At 71.5% G+C, this 17,588-nt stretch carries 15 protein-coding genes and 1 pseudogene; 8 read left to right on the top strand and 8 right to left on the bottom strand.

Annotated features, from left to right (window positions below; translation table 11 throughout):
- Window positions 1-213 precede the first annotated feature (213 nt).
- The gene (locus MXD64_RS05395; protein WP_017885988.1) at window positions 214-1,236 is read left to right on the top strand and encodes a cation diffusion facilitator family transporter; all 1,023 of its coding nucleotides are present in this window, start codon (window positions 214-216) and stop codon (window positions 1,234-1,236) included.
- Window positions 1,237-1,612: 376 nt separating this feature from the next.
- On the opposite strand, the gene MXD64_RS05390 is transcribed toward MXD64_RS05395, so the two are convergent.
- From MXD64_RS05390 to MXD64_RS05365, 6 genes are all read right to left on the bottom strand, one after another.
- Window positions 1,613-2,212, bottom strand: a complete 600-nt coding sequence (locus MXD64_RS05390; protein ID WP_017885989.1) for an acyl-CoA-like ligand-binding transcription factor — start codon at window positions 2,210-2,212, stop codon at window positions 1,613-1,615.
- Window positions 2,213-2,249: 37 nt separating this feature from the next.
- Entirely contained in the window at window positions 2,250-2,588 is a 339-nt protein-coding gene (locus MXD64_RS05385) for a hypothetical protein (protein WP_159557713.1), read from the bottom strand.
- A complete protein-coding gene (locus tag MXD64_RS05380) occupies window positions 2,585-3,160 on the bottom strand; it encodes a hypothetical protein (protein ID WP_159557711.1) in 576 nt (191 codons plus the stop codon). Before MXD64_RS05380 ends, MXD64_RS05385 begins: the two co-directional genes overlap by 4 nt.
- Window positions 3,136-4,881 carry a hypothetical protein gene (locus tag MXD64_RS05375; RefSeq protein WP_263137227.1) on the bottom strand — a complete coding sequence of 582 codons (1,746 nt, stop codon included), beginning with the start codon at window positions 4,879-4,881 and terminating at the stop codon, window positions 3,136-3,138. Before MXD64_RS05375 ends, MXD64_RS05380 begins: the two co-directional genes overlap by 25 nt.
- Window positions 4,882-5,090: 209 nt before the next feature.
- Window positions 5,091-5,276, bottom strand: coding sequence for a hypothetical protein (locus MXD64_RS05370; protein WP_262118517.1), 186 nt, complete (start codon window positions 5,274-5,276; stop codon window positions 5,091-5,093).
- On the bottom strand, window positions 5,273-5,470 hold the full coding sequence (locus MXD64_RS05365; protein WP_214519427.1) for a hypothetical protein: 198 nt from the start codon (window positions 5,468-5,470) through the stop codon (window positions 5,273-5,275). The genes MXD64_RS05370 and MXD64_RS05365 overlap by 4 nt, the downstream gene beginning before the upstream one ends.
- 188 nt (window positions 5,471-5,658) lie before the next feature.
- On the opposite strand from MXD64_RS05365, the gene MXD64_RS05360 reads away from it, so the two are divergent.
- From MXD64_RS05360 to MXD64_RS05345, 4 genes are read left to right on the top strand one after another with little or no spacing between them, the layout of a single operon-like run.
- Window positions 5,659-7,299: an ABC transporter substrate-binding protein gene (locus MXD64_RS05360; RefSeq protein ID WP_263137226.1), complete on the top strand. Its 1,641-nt coding sequence runs from the start codon at window positions 5,659-5,661 to the stop codon at window positions 7,297-7,299.
- Window positions 7,300-7,304: 5 nt separating this feature from the next.
- Entirely contained in the window at window positions 7,305-8,300 is a 996-nt protein-coding gene (locus MXD64_RS05355; protein ID WP_140449375.1) for an ABC transporter permease, read from the top strand.
- The gene (locus tag MXD64_RS05350; RefSeq protein ID WP_263137225.1) at window positions 8,297-9,196 is read left to right on the top strand and encodes an ABC transporter permease; all 900 of its coding nucleotides are present in this window, start codon (window positions 8,297-8,299) and stop codon (window positions 9,194-9,196) included. The genes MXD64_RS05355 and MXD64_RS05350 overlap by 4 nt, the downstream gene beginning before the upstream one ends.
- Window positions 9,193-10,950: an ATP-binding cassette domain-containing protein gene (locus MXD64_RS05345; protein WP_263137224.1), complete on the top strand. Its 1,758-nt coding sequence runs from the start codon at window positions 9,193-9,195 to the stop codon at window positions 10,948-10,950. The genes MXD64_RS05350 and MXD64_RS05345 overlap by 4 nt, the downstream gene beginning before the upstream one ends.
- A gap of 149 nt (window positions 10,951-11,099) precedes the next feature.
- Here MXD64_RS05345 and proP read toward each other — a convergent pair whose 3' ends face one another.
- Window positions 11,100-12,605, bottom strand: coding sequence for a glycine betaine/L-proline transporter ProP (proP, locus tag MXD64_RS05340; protein ID WP_197068642.1), 1,506 nt, complete (start codon window positions 12,603-12,605; stop codon window positions 11,100-11,102).
- Window positions 12,606-12,964: 359 nt separating this feature from the next.
- On the opposite strand from proP, the pseudogene valS reads away from it, so the two are divergent.
- Window positions 12,965-15,546: pseudogene (gene valS / locus MXD64_RS05335) on the top strand (valine--tRNA ligase).
- 65 nt (window positions 15,547-15,611) lie between these two features.
- The gene (locus tag MXD64_RS05330) at window positions 15,612-15,863 is read left to right on the top strand and encodes a hypothetical protein (RefSeq protein ID WP_042538506.1); all 252 of its coding nucleotides are present in this window, start codon (window positions 15,612-15,614) and stop codon (window positions 15,861-15,863) included.
- A 132-nt stretch (window positions 15,864-15,995) separates the two neighbouring features.
- Here the strand turns inward: MXD64_RS05330 and MXD64_RS05325 are convergent, their stop codons facing one another.
- On the bottom strand, window positions 15,996-16,835 hold the full coding sequence (locus MXD64_RS05325; protein WP_042538508.1) for an alpha/beta fold hydrolase: 840 nt from the start codon (window positions 16,833-16,835) through the stop codon (window positions 15,996-15,998).
- Window positions 16,836-16,955: 120 nt separating this feature from the next.
- Between MXD64_RS05325 and MXD64_RS05320 the strand changes: the two genes are divergently transcribed.
- The gene (locus tag MXD64_RS05320) at window positions 16,956-17,537 is read left to right on the top strand and encodes a TetR/AcrR family transcriptional regulator (RefSeq protein WP_017885998.1); all 582 of its coding nucleotides are present in this window, start codon (window positions 16,956-16,958) and stop codon (window positions 17,535-17,537) included.
- Window positions 17,538-17,588: the final 51 nt, after the last annotated feature.

Here is a 17,588-nt window from a genome sequence, read left to right as displayed (position 1 = left end):
CGAGGACGGAGCCAGGCTCCGCGGTACCACCTCGTTTGCCGCCCAACGTCCGCTGTGCGACCACTCTGTGTCGGGGATGGTGACGGTCCCGAACCCGCCCGGTTCTACTGACGGAGGCGCTGGTGCGCCCCGTGTTCTTCCGGAAGCTCCCCGGTGATGGCCGGATCGATGCTCGTGGAACACGACTTTACCGGACGGGAGCATGCTTGAGCGATGCCCGCAGAAGATCGCCCCGAGTCACTCGTCACCGTCCTGATAGCGTTCGGGGCGAACCTGCTCGTCGCGATCGCGAAGACGATCGCCTCGCTCGTGTCGGGTTCGGCGTCGATGGTGGCCGAGGCGGCGCACTCGTGGGCGGACACCGGCAACGAGGTGTTCCTGCTCGTCGCCGAACGCCGGGGCGGCAAGAAGCGGGACGCCGCGCACCCGCTCGGGTACGGACGCGAGACGTACATCTGGTCGATGTTCGCCGCGTTCGGCCTGTTCACGGCCGGTGCGATCGTCTCGATCTACCACGGCATCTCGGAGTTCGGGGAGACCGGGCCGGCCGAGGACGTCGTGCTCAACTACGTCGTGCTCGGGCTCGCGTTCGTGCTCGAGGGCACGAGCTTCCTGCAGGCGTACCGACAGGCGCACGGTGCCGCGACGAAGCGGAAGGTCCCGGTGCTGCGGCACGTGCTGCAGTCGTCGAACCCGACACTCCGTGCGGTGTTCGCCGAGGACGCGGCGGCGCTGATCGGCCTGGTCGTGGCGTTCCTCGGGGTGTTCCTGCACCAGGTCACCGGGCTGGCGGTCTTCGACGCACTCGGCTCCATCGCGATCGGTGTGCTGCTCGGTGTCGTGGCGATCGTCCTGATCGACCGCAACCGCCGGTTCCTGCTCGGCGAGAGCACGTCGCCGGAGCTCGAGAACGCGGTGCTCGTCGAGCTGCTGGGCCGGTCGCAGGTCGAGCGCGTCACCTACCTGCACCTGGAGTTCGTGGGGCCGTCGCGGGTGTACCTCGTCGCGGCCGTCGACCTGACGGGCAACGAGACCGAGGAGCACGTCGCGGTGCGGTTGCGCGACGTCGAGCAGTCACTCGAGGACAGCCAGTACATCGAGGAGGCCGTCCTCACCCTGAGCTACCCGGGCGACGAGTCCCTGGTGCCGACCGACGGCGCTGTCCCCGAGGTCGTGCGGGACGGCACCGCGTCGGACGTGGCGGCCGGTGGCGCGGGGACCCTGCGCACGGAGTGAGCGCGGGCCGGGTCGCGGGGGCGGCGTGGCGGCAGGGCTCGGGTCGCGAGACGCCGGTGTGTCGGCAAGGCGCCGCCATGTGCTCGAGACGCCGCCGGATTCGGCGGCGTCTCGCTGGCGAGGCGGCGTCGCGCGAACACGACGGCGTGTTCCGTGAGCGACCGCGCGGCGGACGGGAGGCGCGGTGCCGGGCCGCCACGGGCTTCCCGTCCGTCTTCCCGCCACGTGCACCGCCCCACACGCGGGGGGAAGACGCCGGTGTGTCAGCAAGACGCCGCCATGTGCTCGAGACGCCGCCGGAATCGGCGGCGTCTCGGCGACGAGGCGGCGTCGCACGAAGACGACGGCGTGTCCGGGGGCGGAAGACGCCGGCGTGTCAGCGAGCGTCGAGGCCCGCGACCACCGGGGTGAGCGCCGCCGCGACGTACTCGACGAGCGCTCGGCGCCCGACCCCGTCGGTGACCCACACCCCGAACGCGGCAGCGGCGGCCCCGAGCATCGCACCGGACACCGTCTGCGGCCAGAGCGCTCGCGGCTGCTCCCCCGTGCGGCCCGCGACGAAGGCGGCGACGGCCTCGTGCTGCGCCGTCACCCGGACCGCGACGCCGGCCACCAGCTCGGGCCCGATGCCCATGACCTCGGCCTGCGCGACCGCCCACGGCACCCGCTCGGGGTCGTGGGCGCGAGCGGCGTCGAGGAGCGCCTGTTCGACGGCCCGTACGGCACTCGACTCGGTGGACGCTGCGAGGTACCCGGGCAGCCCGGCGACGGCGGCGTCGAGTTCGAGCCACATCACGTCGGCCTTCGCAGGGAAGTAGTTGAAGAACGTCGCGCGGCTGACCCCGGCGCGGGCGGCGATCTGGTCGACCGTGGTACGCCCGTACCCCTGCTCGAGGAACAGCTCGGCAGCGGCGTCCGCGAGGACCTCGGCGCTCGAGCGTCGGGGGCGGCCACCGCGGCGGATCGGTTCGTCCATGGGCCCATTGTCCCGCGCCGACGGTGGGCTCCGGCGCCTACCGGCGTGCCAGCCGGCGCCGCCCGGCGACGGCTTGGTGGATCGACGACTCAGCGGCGGCACCGACGAGCAGCAGCAGGAGGGAGCCGAGGACGCCCCACGCCCACGTCGGGTCCGTCGTCGAGCACCACCACGAGACCGCGCCGAGGACGGCAGCCGCGACCACGATCGCGCTCGCAGCGAGTCCCACGGCGCCCGTGCGGGTGACGATGGTGCACTTGGTCACCCACGGGCGGAGCCTGGCCGGCAGGCCGACGGTGGTGTGCATCACGATGAGCACGGCGGCAGCCACCTCAACCGCGGCGATGAAGCCCATCGCGCTGGAGATCTCGGTCATGGTCGTTCCTCTCGGTCAGGGGTGATGGCAGTGTCAGGCTCCACCGCGAACGGACTCGAGACGAACAGCACCTCGGGTTCGATCGTGTCGTCGGCACCCGCGAACCGCACGAGCGCGAGCTGGTGGGGTGTCCGGTCCGCGCCGGCTGCCAGCAGGTCAGCGACGACCCAGGCGCGCAGGACGCGGAAGACCGGTCGGGTCTCGATGCGTTCCGGTCGGTCCCCGTCGAGGAGCGGCAGGAAGTCGCTGCACAGGTCGAACAGCCCCTTGTCGGCGCGGCGGCCCGGGAACCAGACGGAGTGGTGGAGTCTGCGCTCCGCCACGACCCGAGGACGCGTCCACGGCGCCTCGGGCTCGCCGACGGGGCGGACCGGTCGGACGTACACCGAGAAGTCGTGCTGGGCCGGGTTCGGCGCGAAGAAACGCCAGTTCGGGACGAGCCCGAACCAGTCGCCTGCGCGAGCCCGACCAAATGCCGGGCTCGGGACCTGACCGAGGACGGTGACCACCAGTCCAGCCGCAGCAGCCACGACTGCGAGCGCCTCGCCTACCCCGCGGATGCGCGCGGCCATGGCATCTCCTCTTCTGGCGTCCCGTCCTGGTTCGGCAGCAGTGCCTCGACAGCCTCGATGACCGCGTTGACCGCAACCGGTTCGCGGATCACGTCGTCGTGACCGACACCCGGCACGATCGTCACGTCGTGGTCGTCGCCAGTGACGGTCCTGGTGAGCTCGGTGTGCAGGGTCGCCTGCAGCGCGTCGTTCCGCAGCGTCCGTCCAGCCGAGACGACCCGGACCGGCACCCGTGACGGCTCCGGCGGTCCCTGCTGCACGAGGCTCACTCGAACGGCGTTCCACTCGCGCCAGGTTCGGCGCCACGTCCGTGCCGATCGGTGCTCCGCGACTGCGTCGCGCCGACGTGACGGATCGAGCACACCGATCCACGACGGTGCGTCGAGAAGGATGCCCAGTCGCGCGGCGGTGGCGAGGCGGAACACACGCATCGATTCCGTGATCGGCGCGACCGTGTCGGCCTTCTTCGCTGACCGGGCGAGTTCGCCGGGGTGCGACGGGTCGAGGGCGACGACACCCGCCACCGGGAGGTCGTGGTCGCGCACGGCACGCCGGACGATCTCGGAGCCCAGTGAGTACCCGAGCACCACCGGCGGGCTGGGCACGTCGGCGTCGACCGCACGCAGCAGCTCGGCCAGCTCGGCCGCTCGCGCGTCCAGCAGTGCTCCTGCCGGGCAGCCGTCGTCAGAACGCCGGTACGAGACCACGAGGAGCCCAGCATCGACGAGGGCACGGCGGAGCGTCTCGAACTCGTCGATCTGTGTTCCGAGACCACCCTCGAGTACGACCGTTCCGGTCCTCGGTTCGCCCTGACGATCGACGACGAGCTGGCGTCCACCCTGCAGCGGCACGGTGCTCCTGCCAGCGTCACGGCGCCGGATCCGTTCCGACGCGATGACGCTCTGCGCGGCGAACGACCCGACGGTCACGGCCAGCGCAGCAGCGGCGATGAGCGGGAACGCGGCGGAGGGACGCCTGCTGTTCGCCGCAGAGGTGTACACGATCGCCGGGTGGAGGGACATGAAGCTCGGCAGGAAGCGACCGAGTCCCATCGCGGCGGCGTTGAAGGCGTGGAACCCGACGGCGCCGGCGAGGAAGATGCGCGGCGCCCACGGCACGGGCAGGTACGCGAGCGGGAACGCGCACTCGAAGACGAGCATGCCTGCGGATACCGCTCGGGCAGTGCGCGGCAGCTCCTTCGCCCGACGCCACAGCACGGGGCTGCCGTACGTGTGTGTGCGCATGATGCCGAGCAGGGCACGTTCGGAGCGCCAGTCCGGGCCGACGAGCTTGGCGACACCGGCGACGGCGTAGGACATCGTGCCCTGGATCGCCTGGCTCCAGAGCAACGCGTCCCGGACGGGCCCCGGTCGTGCGAATCCGGCGAAACCCACCAAGGCCTGGCTGAGTGCGGTCACCTGATCTGCACCGTCGCTGCCCAGCCGTTGCGCCGGGTACAGCGCGGTGGTGATCGCGCTCGATGCCAGCGTCACCAGGTTGCGCGCTGGCGCGTTCCTCGGCGCGGCGATGAGGTAGATCGACGCCGCAGCGCGGACCGACTGCAGCACGACCCGGGTCGGGATCGGGCCAGTGGCGGCGACGACGGCACGGACCGGGGCCGGGGCTCGGTCGAACGAGTGTCTGGCGTGTCGCCACTCGTCGCGAAGCCGGTGCCGCTCGTGTCGCGACCCGAGCAACGCCAGTCCTTCGAGCGATGCCATGAGTCCCGACGCCGCCGACAACCGCTGGGCAGTGTCGAGAGTCTCGCGCGCGCCGATGGGTCGCGCGCGCAAGGAGCGCCGGAGCAGCATCCCCATCGTCTGCCCCGGAGATGATCGTGGTGACAATGTTCTTCCCCCTCGCGTTCCGCGCCCGAACCGGGGCGGTGACACCGGTGTCCCGGTGTCACCGCCCCGGCGCGGTGCGCGTGCTAACCGGCGTTGATACCGGCGTTGTACGCGTTGATGACGGCCGAGCTGATGGCGACACCGGCCAGGAAGGCAGGGGTCGTCAGCGTGGGCTGGGCGTTCCACTCCCCGGGCACCACGGCGGATGCACGGGACTTGGCGAGTACCGCCGCGATCTGCCTGTTGACGGCAGTGTCGAGGCCGGTCATCCCGCGGCTCGACCCACCGTGTACGCACCGACGACCGCTGTTGCCCCTGCGGTGAAGGCCGCGCCTTCGGCTGCGTAGCCGATGACTGCGGCGTACCCCAAGGCCACCGTTGCCGGCGTGGTCAAGACCGGCTGTGCCGTCCCTGCGGCCAGCGGCTCATGCTCGGACGCGACCAGTCGGAGCTGGTCGTTCACCCGTTGATCCAATGTCGAAGACATCGTCTCCCCCTTGTGTTCGTTCGTTTCGTTCGATGACCGACCGTGTAGCCGGCCTGCGATCGTTGTTGTCGAGCGATCCCCAACATGCAATCGCAGAGTCGAGATGTTGTCAACGACACCATCGACGATTCACACCGGGCACCAAGGCGGGGTACGCTCGTGCTGTGGAGAAACTGGACGCAGTGCAGAAACATCGCCGACGCCTGGCGCGTCCGACCGGCATAGCCGGTGCCGCGACCCTCCTGCTGCTGCTGTCCGCCTGCTCGGGCGGAGGGGCGGGCACCACGAGCAGCACCCCGGTCGCGGGCGGCACGCTCACCTACGCCTCCGGTGACGCCGAACCGACCTGCCTCGACCCGCACGTCGGCGGCAACTACCCGCAGGCGCTCCTGGCGACGCAGTACATCGAGGAGCTCGTCGGGCTCGAGGACGGCAAGCCCACGCCGGAACTCGCGACGAAGTGGACCACGGGTGACGACGGGAAGACCCTGACGTTCACCCTGCGCGACGACGTCACCTTCAGCGACGGCACCCCGTTCGACGCCGCCGCCGTCGTGGCGAACATCGAGCACGTGCAGGACCCGGCCACCGCCTCGAGCACCGGGTACCTTGCGCTGCAGTCCATCACGAAGGCGACCGCCACCGACGACCACACCGTGACGCTCTCGCTGAGCCGGCCGGACAGTGCGCTGCTCGAGTCCCTCTCGCAGCCCTGGGTCGGCATGGAGTCCCCGAAGGCGCTCGAACGGAAGCAGGCGACGAACTGTGAGTCCCCCGTCGGCACCGGCCCGTTCCGGGTCACCGGCTGGAAGCACGGCGACCGCGTCACCCTGACGAAGAACACCGACTACTGGGGCAAGACGAAGCCGCGCCTGTCGGGCATCACGTGGCGGTTCCTGCCGGACTCGACCTCGCGCTACGCCGCGCTGCAGTCCGGCCAGGTCGACGTGATCGACAACGCCCAGCCCGACCAGCTCAAGGCCGCGTCGGCGAAGGGCGCGATCCGCGACCTCGACGCCCCCCGCCCCGGCGCCTCGAACCGGCTCGAACTGAACTCCGGGCACGGCGTGTTCCGCGACCAGGCAGTCCGCCAGGCCTTCATCGCCGGCGCCGAGATCGACCCGGGCCTGCAGTCGCTGTTCCTCGGCACCGCGAAGCGCTCGTACTCGGTGCTCTCGAGCGCTGAGCCGCTCGCGTACTCCGACAAGAGCCGGTTCGACTACTCGCCGTCGAAGGCGAAGCAGCTGCTCGACGACGCCGGGTGGAAGGTCGGCTCGGACGGCGTCCGCGAGAAGGACGGCCAGCAGCTCACCGTGACGTTCCCCGTCTCGACGAACCAGTCGGTGCCGGCCGAGCGCAGCCTGTTCCAGCAGATCCAGGCGTCCGAGAAGGCCGTCGGGTTCAAGGTCGTGCTCGACGAGCTCGACCTGTCCAGCTGGTACGCCGCCCTGGCCGCGAACGAGTACGACGTCGTGAGTGCCCCGTACACGAAGGTCGGCCCCGACGTCCTGCGCATCCTGTACGACAGCGCGAGCATCGAACCAGCACCGTCCGGCTACTTCGCGAACCTGGCCCAGCTCGACGACCCCGCGCTCGACCGGCTGCTCGAGCAGGCCGCCCGCACCTCGGACGCCGACGAGCGCGCCGACCTGTACGAGCAGGCGCAGAAGGCGATCCTGGCGAGCGACACCGTGCTCCCCCTGTACGACCAGCAGAACCACTTCCTGGTGCGCTCGGCCGTGCACGGCATCCGGACCACCCCGGTCTCGACGCCCTGGTTCGGCACCGCCTGGATCGACCGCTGACACGGATGCGGTGGGTCTGGTGGGCCGTCCGGCGGCTCGCCGGGGGCATCGGCGTGCTCTGGGCCGTCGCGACGATCGTCTTCGTCGCGATCCGGCTCATCCCCGGTGACCCGGCGCTCGCGATCCTCGGTGGCCCGGGATCGCAGGCCTCGGCCGAGGCCGTCGCCCAGGTCCGCCACGAGTACGGCCTCGACCAGCCGGTCCTGGTGCAGTACGCGGTGTTCCTCGGCCGCCTCGCGACCGGGCAGCTCGGTGACTCCTACGCGTTCCGCACCCCGGTCGCGACGCTCCTCGGCCAGCAGCTGCCCGTCACGCTGACGCTCGCGGTCGCCGGGCTCGTCGTCGCCTGGGTGCTGGCGATCGTCGCCGCGTGGGCCTCGACGCAGCGCGGCCGCATCGCCGCCGGGCTCACCAGCGCCCTCAGCGTCACCGCGAGCGTGATGCCGCACTTCTGGCTCGGCAGCGTGCTCATCGTGGTGTTCGCCTCGTCCCTGGGGTGGGTGCCGGCGGTCAGTGACGGCACCGCACGCGGCTGGGTGCTGCCGGTGCTGACCGTGGCCGTGCCGGTCGCCGGGTACCTGGCCGAGACCGTGCGCGACGGCGTGGTGGACGCGCAGCGCTCGGCCTTCGCGCTCGCCGCCCGGGGCCGGGGCGAGACCCGCCTCGGACTGTTCGGACGGCATCTGCTCCGGCACGCCGCCCTGCCCGGGATCGCACTGTCCGCGTGGGCCTTCGGATCGCTCGTCTCCGGGGCCGTGGTCGTCGAGTCCGTGTTCGCCCTGCCCGGCATCGGCCGCGCGCTGGTCACCGCCGTCACCCAGCGGGACATGCCCCTCGTCGCCGGCATCGCGATGGTCTCGGCGGCCGCGTACGTGGTCGTGCTGGCCGTCGCCGATCTGGTCGAGCGTGTGGTCGACCCGCGCAGCACCGCACGAAACGCGACCGCGCGCCCCGGCACCGCGCGACGCCGTGGGCCCGGCCGTCCGGCGGGCGCGCGGTGAGCGGGATCGCCGACCCGGGCCTCCAGACCGGTGCGTCCGCCCACCAGACCGCCGTCGGCACCGAGCGCGTCCGTGGGGGGACGCTCGGCGTCGGCGGCACCGCCGCGGCGGTGGTCGTCCTGGTCGCCGTCGTCGCGGCGGCCTGGCCAGCGCTGCTGGGCGGCGGCGATCCGCTCGCGGTGCACCCGACCCAGGCACTGACCGCCCCGAGCGGCGCACACCCGTTCGGCACCGACGAGTCCGGCCGCGACGTCCTGGCACGGGTGGTCGCGGGGACCCGCGCCTCGCTCGTCGTCGGCGTCGTCGCCACCCTGATCGGCGGCGGAGCGGGCGTCCTGCTCGGTGTCGTCGCCGGGCTCGGCGCCGGGGCCGGACGGCTCGGCCGTCTGCTCGACGCCGTCATCGGCCGTGTCACCGAGGTCGCGTTCGCCCTGCCGCTGCTGCTCGTCGCCCTGGTCGTCATCGCCGTGACCGGTCCGGGTCCGGTGCCGGCGGTGCTCGCCGTCGGGTTCGCGACCGCTCCCGGTTACGCCCGGATCGTGCGGGGCCTGGTCCGGACGGCCCGCGGTTCGCAGGTGGTGGAGACCGCCGTGCTGCTCGGCCGCTCCCCAGCCCGCACCGTCGTCCGGCACGTGCTGCCGACGGCGCTCTGGCCCGTCGTCGCCGTCGCCACGCTCGGGGTCGGGCAGGCGGTCGTGTGGGCATCGGCGCTGAGCTACCTCGGGGTCGGCACGCCCCCACCCGCGCCGGAGTGGGGCGCGATGCTCGCCGACGGCCGGACCTACCTGCAGACCGCGCCGTGGATGAGCACCTTCCCCGGACTCGCGATCGTCGTGCTCGCGACGGCCGTCACCGTGCTCGGCCGGGCGATCCGACGGAGCGGGGCCGCGCGGTGAGCGCCGTCCTCGACGTCCGCGGACTCACCGTCGCCATCGGCGGGACCCCGATCGTGCACGGTGTCGACCTGCGCGTCGACGCCGGCGAGTGCGTCGCCCTGGTCGGCGCCTCTGGCTCGGGCAAGACCGTCACCGCACGCGCCGTGCTCGGCCTGTCCGCGCCCGGCGCCGCCGTGCACGCCGAAACGTTCACGGTCGACGGTGTCGACGTCGGCGGGTACACGGACCGGCGGTGGCGCCGGCTGCGGGGATCGCGCATCGGCTACGTCGGCCAGGAGGCGCTGGGCGCGTTGGACCCGCTGCGTCCCGTCGGGCGCGAGGTCGCCGACAGCCTCCGCCTGCACACCGAGATGCGTGCGGCCGAGCGCGTGGACGCCGTGCGTGCTGCCCTGGCCGCGGTGGGCCTCGACCCGGACACCGCGACCGACGGCCGGCTCGCCGGGACACTGTCCGGTGGGATGCGACAGCGTGCCCTCATCGCCGCGGCCACCGTCGGGTCCCCCGCGCTGCTGGTCGCCGACGAACCGACGACGGCGCTCGACGCCGGGGTCGCCGTCACCGTGATGGAGCAGTTGCGGGCAGCGCAGAGGCGGGGCGCCGGACTGCTCGTCATCACGCACGACCTGGGGCTCGTCGCGGGGTGGGCCGACCGGGTCGCCGTCGTGCACGAGGGCCGGATCGTCGAGCAGGGTGCGGTCACCGGGGTCTTCACGGCGCCGCAGCACCCCTCGACACGGGCGCTGGTGCGCGCTGCCGGTGCTGCCGGTGCTGCCGCGGCGGAGCCGGCGCCACCGCACGGTGCCGATCTTGCCGGGCGGTGCGAGGTCGATGGCTCCGTGCAGTCCTCTGACGATGCACCGAGCGGCCAACCTCGCACCGGCCACACGACTCCGTACCGTGCGCCGATCGGCAACCGCGACACCGAGCGCGCATCCTCGCACGGTGCGAGGGACGTGCTCGCGGCGCAGGGGCTCTCGCGGGAGTACGGCGGGCTGCTCGCGGTGGATGACGTGTCGTTCGGGCTCGAGCGGGGCCGGGTGCTCGGGGTGATCGGCGCCTCGGGCTCGGGCAAGACGACGCTGGCGCGGATGCTCCTGGGACTCGAGACGCCCGACGCCGGCACGGTCACGCTCGACGGCGAACCCTGGGTCCCGCTGCCCGAGCGCGAGCGACGCCCCCGACGGCACCGGCTCGCAGCCGTCGTGCAGGACCCCGGCGTGACGTTCGACGAACGGTGGAACGTCGAACGGGTCCTCGCGGACGCGTTCTCACGCGGTGACGAACGGCGGGCGCGCGGAGCGCTCGGCGAACGGGTCGACGCGGCGCTGCGACGGGTCGACCTCGACCCCGTGCTGCGGTCCCGCTCCCCCCGCACCCTGTCCGGCGGCCAACGGCAGCGGCTCGCGATCGCCCGCGCGCTGGCGACCGACCCCGAGGCGATCGTGCTCGACGAGCCGGTGACCGCCCTCGACGCCACGGTGCAGCACGCCGTGCTCCGGTTGCTCGAACGGCTCCGCGACGAGACCGGGGTGGCGATGGTGTTCGTGTCGCACGACCTGCGGGCGGTCCGGCGGATGGCGGACGACGTGCTCGTGGTGCACGCCGGCGCGGTCGTCGAGCACGGCCCCGCCGCCGAGGTCTTCGCGCGCCCCGCCCACCCGGTGACCGCGCGGCTGCTGCACGCCGCGGAGCGGCTGGCAGCGGGTCCCGCCGCGGATCCAGCCACGGGGACCGCGGCCGACTCCACGGGCTGAGCGACGGTCCACACGGTGCCGCGCCCGCGGACTGTCACTGCGCGCGTGACGTCGCCAACGGCTCGGAACGGCCAGGAGGCCCGGCGCGCGTTCCGAGACGGAACGTGCGCCGGGCCTCCTGGCCGGGTTGCCGCGGGGCGGCTGGGTCCTCAGGAGCCGGAGGGCTCCTTCGATGCGGCCTCGGCCGAGATGATCGGGATCTCGCTCGTCGAGAACTCCTTCGCCCAGTCGGACTGCGCGAGCTCCGACGTCGGGTCGTTGTAGTCCTCGATCACGCCGGCGACCTCGTCCTCGGACCCGACCGTCGGGCCCGAGCCCATCAGCGGGCTCGCGGCGGTCTCCTTGGTGAAGTACACCGCGACCAGGCCGATGACGGCGGCGAGCATCAGGTAGAACGCGGGGATGTCCTCGGCCCAGCCGTACCCGGCGTCCTTCGCGGCGTTGATGAGCGCGGCGGTCGCGAGCGGGGTGGTCCCACCGAAGAGCGACACCGACACGTTGAACGCGATCGCCAGGGCGCCGTAGCGGATGATCGTCGGGAACAGCGCGGGCAGCGTCGACGGCATGGTCGAGGTGAACGTGACGAGCACGACGCCGAGGATCAGCAGGCCGGCGAACACGCCGACGCCGGTGCCGGTCTGGACGAGTTTCAGGGCCGGCCAGGACAGCAGGATGAAGCCGATGCAGCCGGCGGCGAGCACCGGACGGCGCCCGAACTTGTCGGACAGGCGACCGCCGAAGGTGATGACGACCATCATGAGCAGCATGACGATGACGATGAGGATCAGGCCGAACGTGGCGTTCTGGCCGAGGTTCTGCTCGAGGTAGGTCGGCATGTACGAGAGCAGCATGTAGTCGGTCACGTTGAAGACCAGGACCAGGCCGATGCAGATGATGAGCGAGCGCCAGTTCTCGGCGAAGAGCTTGAGGAACGGGGTCTTCTGCCCCTCGCGCTCAGCGGCCTGCTCCTGCTGCTTCTGGAACGCCGGGGTCTCTTCCAGCTTGAGGCGCAGGTAGAGACCGATCAGGCCGAGCGGGCCCGCGACGATGAACGGGATGCGCCAGCCCCAGCTGAGCAGGGCGTCCTCGGACAGGCCGAACTGCAGGCCGGTGACGATCGAGGCGCCGAGCACGTAGCCGGCGAGCGTGCCGAACTCGAGCCACGAGCCCATGAACCCGCGGCGCTTGTCGGGCGAGTACTCGGCGATGAAGGTCGCGGCGCCGCCGTACTCACCACCGGTCGAGAAGCCCTGCACGAAGCGGGCGACGAGCAGCAGGACGGGAGCCCAGAAGCCGATCGTGTCGTACGACGGGATCAGGCCGATCATGAGCGTGCCGGCGGCCATCAGGATCATCGTCAGCGCGAGGACCTTCTGTCGGCCGATCTTGTCGCCGATCGGGCCGAACACGGCACCGCCGATCGGGCGCACGATGAACGCGGCGGCGAAGAAGCCGAACGTGGCGACGATGTTCGCGGCCGGGTCGCCCTGCGGCAGGAACACCTGCGAGATGGTGACCGTCAGGTACGCGAAGATGCCGAAGTCGAACCACTCCATGGCGTTGCCGAGCGCGGCAGCCGCGACGGCACGCTTGAGCAGCGACTCCTCGACGACGGTGACGTCGTCCTTCGTGAGATCGCGACGAGCGCGCTTCACGGCGCCCTTCGTGCGCAACGGCCGATCGCCGTGCGGTTGGGGTGCGTTGTTCGGTGCCAAGTCGTTCCTCCGGGGTGCGGTGCTTCCTTCGGGCGTCCGGCGGACGGCGACGTTGCAGCTCCTGCGAACCCTGCGTTCGCCGGACAAACTCCGACAGACTAGCAGGCTCTTGGCGTGTCCGACAGGTCGGTGTGGTAAGTCCCGGTCGGCAGCGGGCCGCGGACGCCCCACTGCCCGGCTCAGGACGCGTGCGCGGCCGCTACGATTGGGGCACCGCGCGTCAGGCGCGCAACACTCAGGCACCTCATCACGGACTCGGTGCCGCACACACGGACGGAAGGCGCACCATGACCAAACCCATGCCCGAGAAGCCCAGCGTCGACGGACTGGAGCAGGTCTGGGGGCCCGTCTGGGAGCAGGACGGCACGTACCGCTTCGACCGCGACGCCGCCGGTCACCGCGACGCCGTCTGGTCGATCGACACCCCGCCGCCGACCGCCTCCGGTTCGCTGCACATCGGGCACGTGTTCTCGTACACGCACACCGACCTCAAGGCCCGGTTCGAGCGGATGCGCGGCAAGCACGTCTTCTACCCGATGGGCTGGGACGACAACGGCCTGCCGACCGAGCGTCGCGTGCAGAACTACTACGGCGTCCGCTGCGACCCGACCCTGCCGTACGACCCCGACTTCACGCCGCCGTTCGAGGGCGGTGACGGCAAGTCCTCGAAGGCCGCCGACCAGCTGCCCGTGTCGCGCCGCAACTTCATCGAGCTGTGCGAGCGCCTGACCGTGCAGGACGAGCAGCAGTTCGAGGAGCTCTTCCGCACGCTCGGCCTGTCGGTCGACTGGACCCAGTCGTACCGCACCATCGACGACACCTCACGAGCGAGCGCCCAGCGCGCCTTCCTGCGCAACCTCGAGCGCGGCGAGGCCTACCAGGCCGACGCCCCGACCCTGTGGGACGTCACGTTCCGCACCGCGGTCGCGCAGGCCGAGCTCGAGGACAAGGAGATGCCCGGCGCGTACCACGGCATCGCCTTCCACCGCACCGACGGTGGGGACGACGTCGTCATCCAGACCACCCGCCCGGAGCTCCTGCCGGCCTGCGTCGCCCTGGTGGCACACCCGGACGACGAGCGGTTCCAGGACCTCTTCGGCACCACGGTCCGCTCCCCCTGTTCGACGTCGAGGTCCCGGTGCTCGCACACCACCTGGCGCAGAAGGACAAGGGCGCCGGCATCGCGATGGTCTGCACCTTCGGTGACACCACCGACGTCGTGTGGTGGCGCGAGCTGCAGCTGCCGAACCGCGCGATCATCGGCTTCGACGGCCGCGTGCGCTCCGACGAGCCCGCATGGATCGAGTCCGCGAAGGGCCAGGAGCTCTACGCCGAGATGGCCGGCAAGACCGTGTTCTCGGCCAAGAAGGTCGTCGTCGACGCCCTCACCGAGTCGGGCGAGCTGATCGGCGACGTCAAGACCATCCAGCACCCGGTGAAGTTCTTCGAGAAGGGCGACAAGCCCCTCGAGATCGTGTCGACCCGCCAGTGGTACATCGTCAACGGTGCGCGCGACGAGCAGCTGAAGAGCACGCTCCGCCAGCGCGGCGAGGAGATCGCGTTCCACCCGGACTTCATGCGCGTCCGCTACGACAACTGGGTCGGCGGCCTGTCCGGTGACTGGCTCATCTCGCGCCAGCGTTTCTTCGGTGTGCCGCTGCCGGTCTGGTACCCGCTCGACGCCGACGGCAACCCGGTGTTCGACCAGCCGATCGTGCCGACCGAGGCGCAGCTGCCCGTCGACCCGGCCTCCGAGCCCGCCCCCGGCTTCACCGAGGACCAGCGCGGCGTCGCCGGCGGGTTCCAGGGTGAGCTCGACGTCATGGACACCTGGGCGACCTCGTCGCTGACCCCGCAGCTCGCGGGCAAGTGGGAGACCGACCCGGCGCTCTACGACCTGGTGTACCCGTACGACGTCCGCCCGCAGGCGCAGGACATCATCCGGACGTGGCTGTTCACGACCGTGCTCCGCAGCCAGCTCGAGGCCGACGTGGTGCCGTGGAAGCACGCCAGCATCTCCGGCTTCATCGTCGACCCCGACCGCAAGAAGATGTCGAAGTCGAAGGGCAACGTCGTCACGCCGCTGTCCATCCTCGAGCAGCACGGTGCCGACGCGGTCCGCTACTGGGCGGCCTCGTCCAAGCTCGGCACCGACGCGGCGTTCGACCCGCAGAACCCGAAGCAGATCAAGGTCGGTCGTCGTCTGGCGATCAAGGTGCTCAACGCGGCGAAGTTCGTCTACGGCTTCCCGCTGCCCGAGGGCGCCACGAGCGTCACCGAGGCCCTCGACGTCGACATGCTCGCCGAGCTCGGCGCGGTCGTCGAGCAGGCCACCGCCGCGTTCGACGGGTTCGACCACGCCCGTGCCCTCGAGATCACCGAGCGCTTCTTCTGGACGTTCTGCGACGACTACCTCGAGCTCGTGAAGGAGCGCGCCTACGGCACCGCGTCCGACGCGACGCACGAGACGCAGGCGAGCGCGGTGCTGGCGCTGCGCGGCGCCATCGACGTGCTGCTCCGACTGCTGGCACCGTTCCTGCCGTACGCGACGGAAGAGGTGTGGGCCTGGACCCACGACACCAGCGTGCACCGGGCCTCCTGGCCGACCGCTGCCGACCTGCCCACCGACGCGGCCCCCACCGGGCTGCTCGCGGCCGTCGGACAGGCGCTCATCGGGATCCGCGGTGCGAAGACGGCGGCGAAGGCGTCCCAGAAGACGCCCGTGACGCGTGCCGTCGTCGCGGCACCGGCCGAGACGCGGATGCTCATCGAGCGCGCGGCGGTCGACCTGGCGGCCGTCGGCCGCATCGAGAACCTGTCGTTCGTCGACGGCGACGAGCTCGCCGTCACCGAGATCGAGCTCGCGGAGCAGCAGGCGTAACGTCGGTCATCCGGGTCGGGTCGCCTCGGCGACCCGGCCCGTCCACCACCGGACAGGAGGCACGGATGCAGTTGGGCACACGCTGGAACGTGGGTGGGGAGCCGCCTGCGCGACTGCCCGAGGCGATGGTCGTCGCCGTGCGGGGCGTCGAGGACGAGCTCGCGGCGGAGTCCGTCGACACGGCAACGTGGGGGTGGACCCTGACGTTCCTGGAGGGCAAGCCGATCGTCGAGCTCGACGACGGCACCTCGATCCACCTCGACGACGCCGGGCACGCCCAGGTCACGAACCCCGACGACGCGGGCGAAGAGGACTAGCGCGGCCGCGTGCTGCGCGGCCCGCGGTTCGCTTGGTGAGCAGGAATGGTCGGGTCCCCACCGGGGACCCGACCATTTCTGCTCACGATGCGGGCGCCCCCACCGGGGCGCGCCCGCGTGATCGCCGAGGGATCAGGACTCGGCGAGCCAGGTGGCGAGGACCTCGTTCACCTCGGCGGTGTGCGTGGTGAGCAGGCCGTGCGGGGCGCCCTCGATCTCGACGTACTCCGCAGCGGGCAGGGCCTTCGTGAAGCGTCGGCCGGTGGCGTCGATGGGCAGGATGTTGTCCGACGTGCCGTGCACGATCAGGGCGGGGACGGTGACCTTCGGGATGTCCTGGCGGAAGTCGGTCGGCCAGGTCAGGGGTGCTGCCGCGGACGCGATCGAACCGGAACCGGCCGCGACGTTCCAGGCGTTGCGCACCTGCTCCTCGGAGATGCGGGTGCCGAGGTTCTCCGACAGGTTGAAGAAGTCCTGGTAGAAGTTCGTGAAGTAGGCGTAGCGGTCCTTCGCCACGTCGGCGGCGATGCCCTCGAAGAACGACATCGGGCCGGCGCCGTCGGGGTTGTCGTCGGTGATGGCGAGGAACGGCTCGAGCGAGGCGAGGAATGCGACCTTGGCGATCCGGTCCTCACCGTGTCGGCCGATGTAGCGGGCGATCTCGCCGGTGCCCATCGAGAAGCCGACCAGGATCACGTCGCGCAGGTCGAGGGTCTCGAGGACGGTGTGCAGGTCGTCGGCGAAGGTGTCGTAGTCGTAGCCGGTGGACGGCTGCGAGGACTGGCCGAAGCCACGGCGGTCGTACGTGATGACGCGGTAGCCGGCCTCGAGGAGCATCGGGACCTGCCCCTCCCACGAGTTGCCGTCGAGGGGGAAGCCGTGGATCAGCACGATCGGCTGCCCCTGGCCCTTGTCCTCGTAGTGGAGTTCGATGTCGACGCTGTTCTCGGTTCCGACGGTGATGGCACCCATGGTCGTTCCTTCCCTGAACTTCGCAGAGAACGATCGTTCTCTGCCGATGTGGACTACAGTAGAGAACGCCCGTTCCCGCCGCAACTCGAGAACGGTGAACACTCAGGGAACGGGGTACACATGGCCGCCAGCACCGTCGAACCGGACGTCCGAGCGCACATCGTCGAGGTCGCGGACGAGCTGTTCTACACGCGCGGGATCCAGTCGGTGGGGATGGACGAGATCCGCACGGGCGCAGGCGTCTCGCTGAAGAAGCTCTACGCGGCGTTCCCCGGCAAGGAGCAGCTCATCGCCGCGGTGCTCGCCGGTCGGCACGACATGTGGGAGCAGGGCGTGCACGGTGCGGTCGAGGCCGCCGCCAGCCCGCGCGACAAGCTGCTCGCGGTCTACGACTTCCTGGAGTCGTGGTTCGGCGACGACACCTTCCGCGGCTGCGGGTTCATCAACGCCTTCGGTGAACTCGGCGCGACCTCGCCCGCGGTCGCCGAGATCGCGCGTGAGCACAAGGACTCGTTCCAGCGGTTCGTGCAGCAGCTCACCACCGAGGTCGTCGCCGACCCCGAGCACGCCGAGGAACTCGCCGCACAGCTCGCGCTGCTCGCCGAGGGCGCGCAGACCACCGCCGCCATCGCGGGCACCACGGTGCCCGCCGCGCACGCGCGCCGCGCCGCGGTGACCCTGATCGACGCCGCGATGCGCTGAGACGCGATCCAGGGCGGTCGGGAGGCCCGTGGCGGTGCCGCCACGGGCCTC

Source organism: Curtobacterium sp. Arg-1 (genome assembly GCF_025643395.1).
GTDB classification, from domain to species: Bacteria; Actinomycetota; Actinomycetes; order Actinomycetales; family Microbacteriaceae; genus Curtobacterium; species Curtobacterium poinsettiae.
Note: the sequence above shows the minus strand (reverse complement) of the source record. Positions and strands in the feature narration are given on the sequence as shown.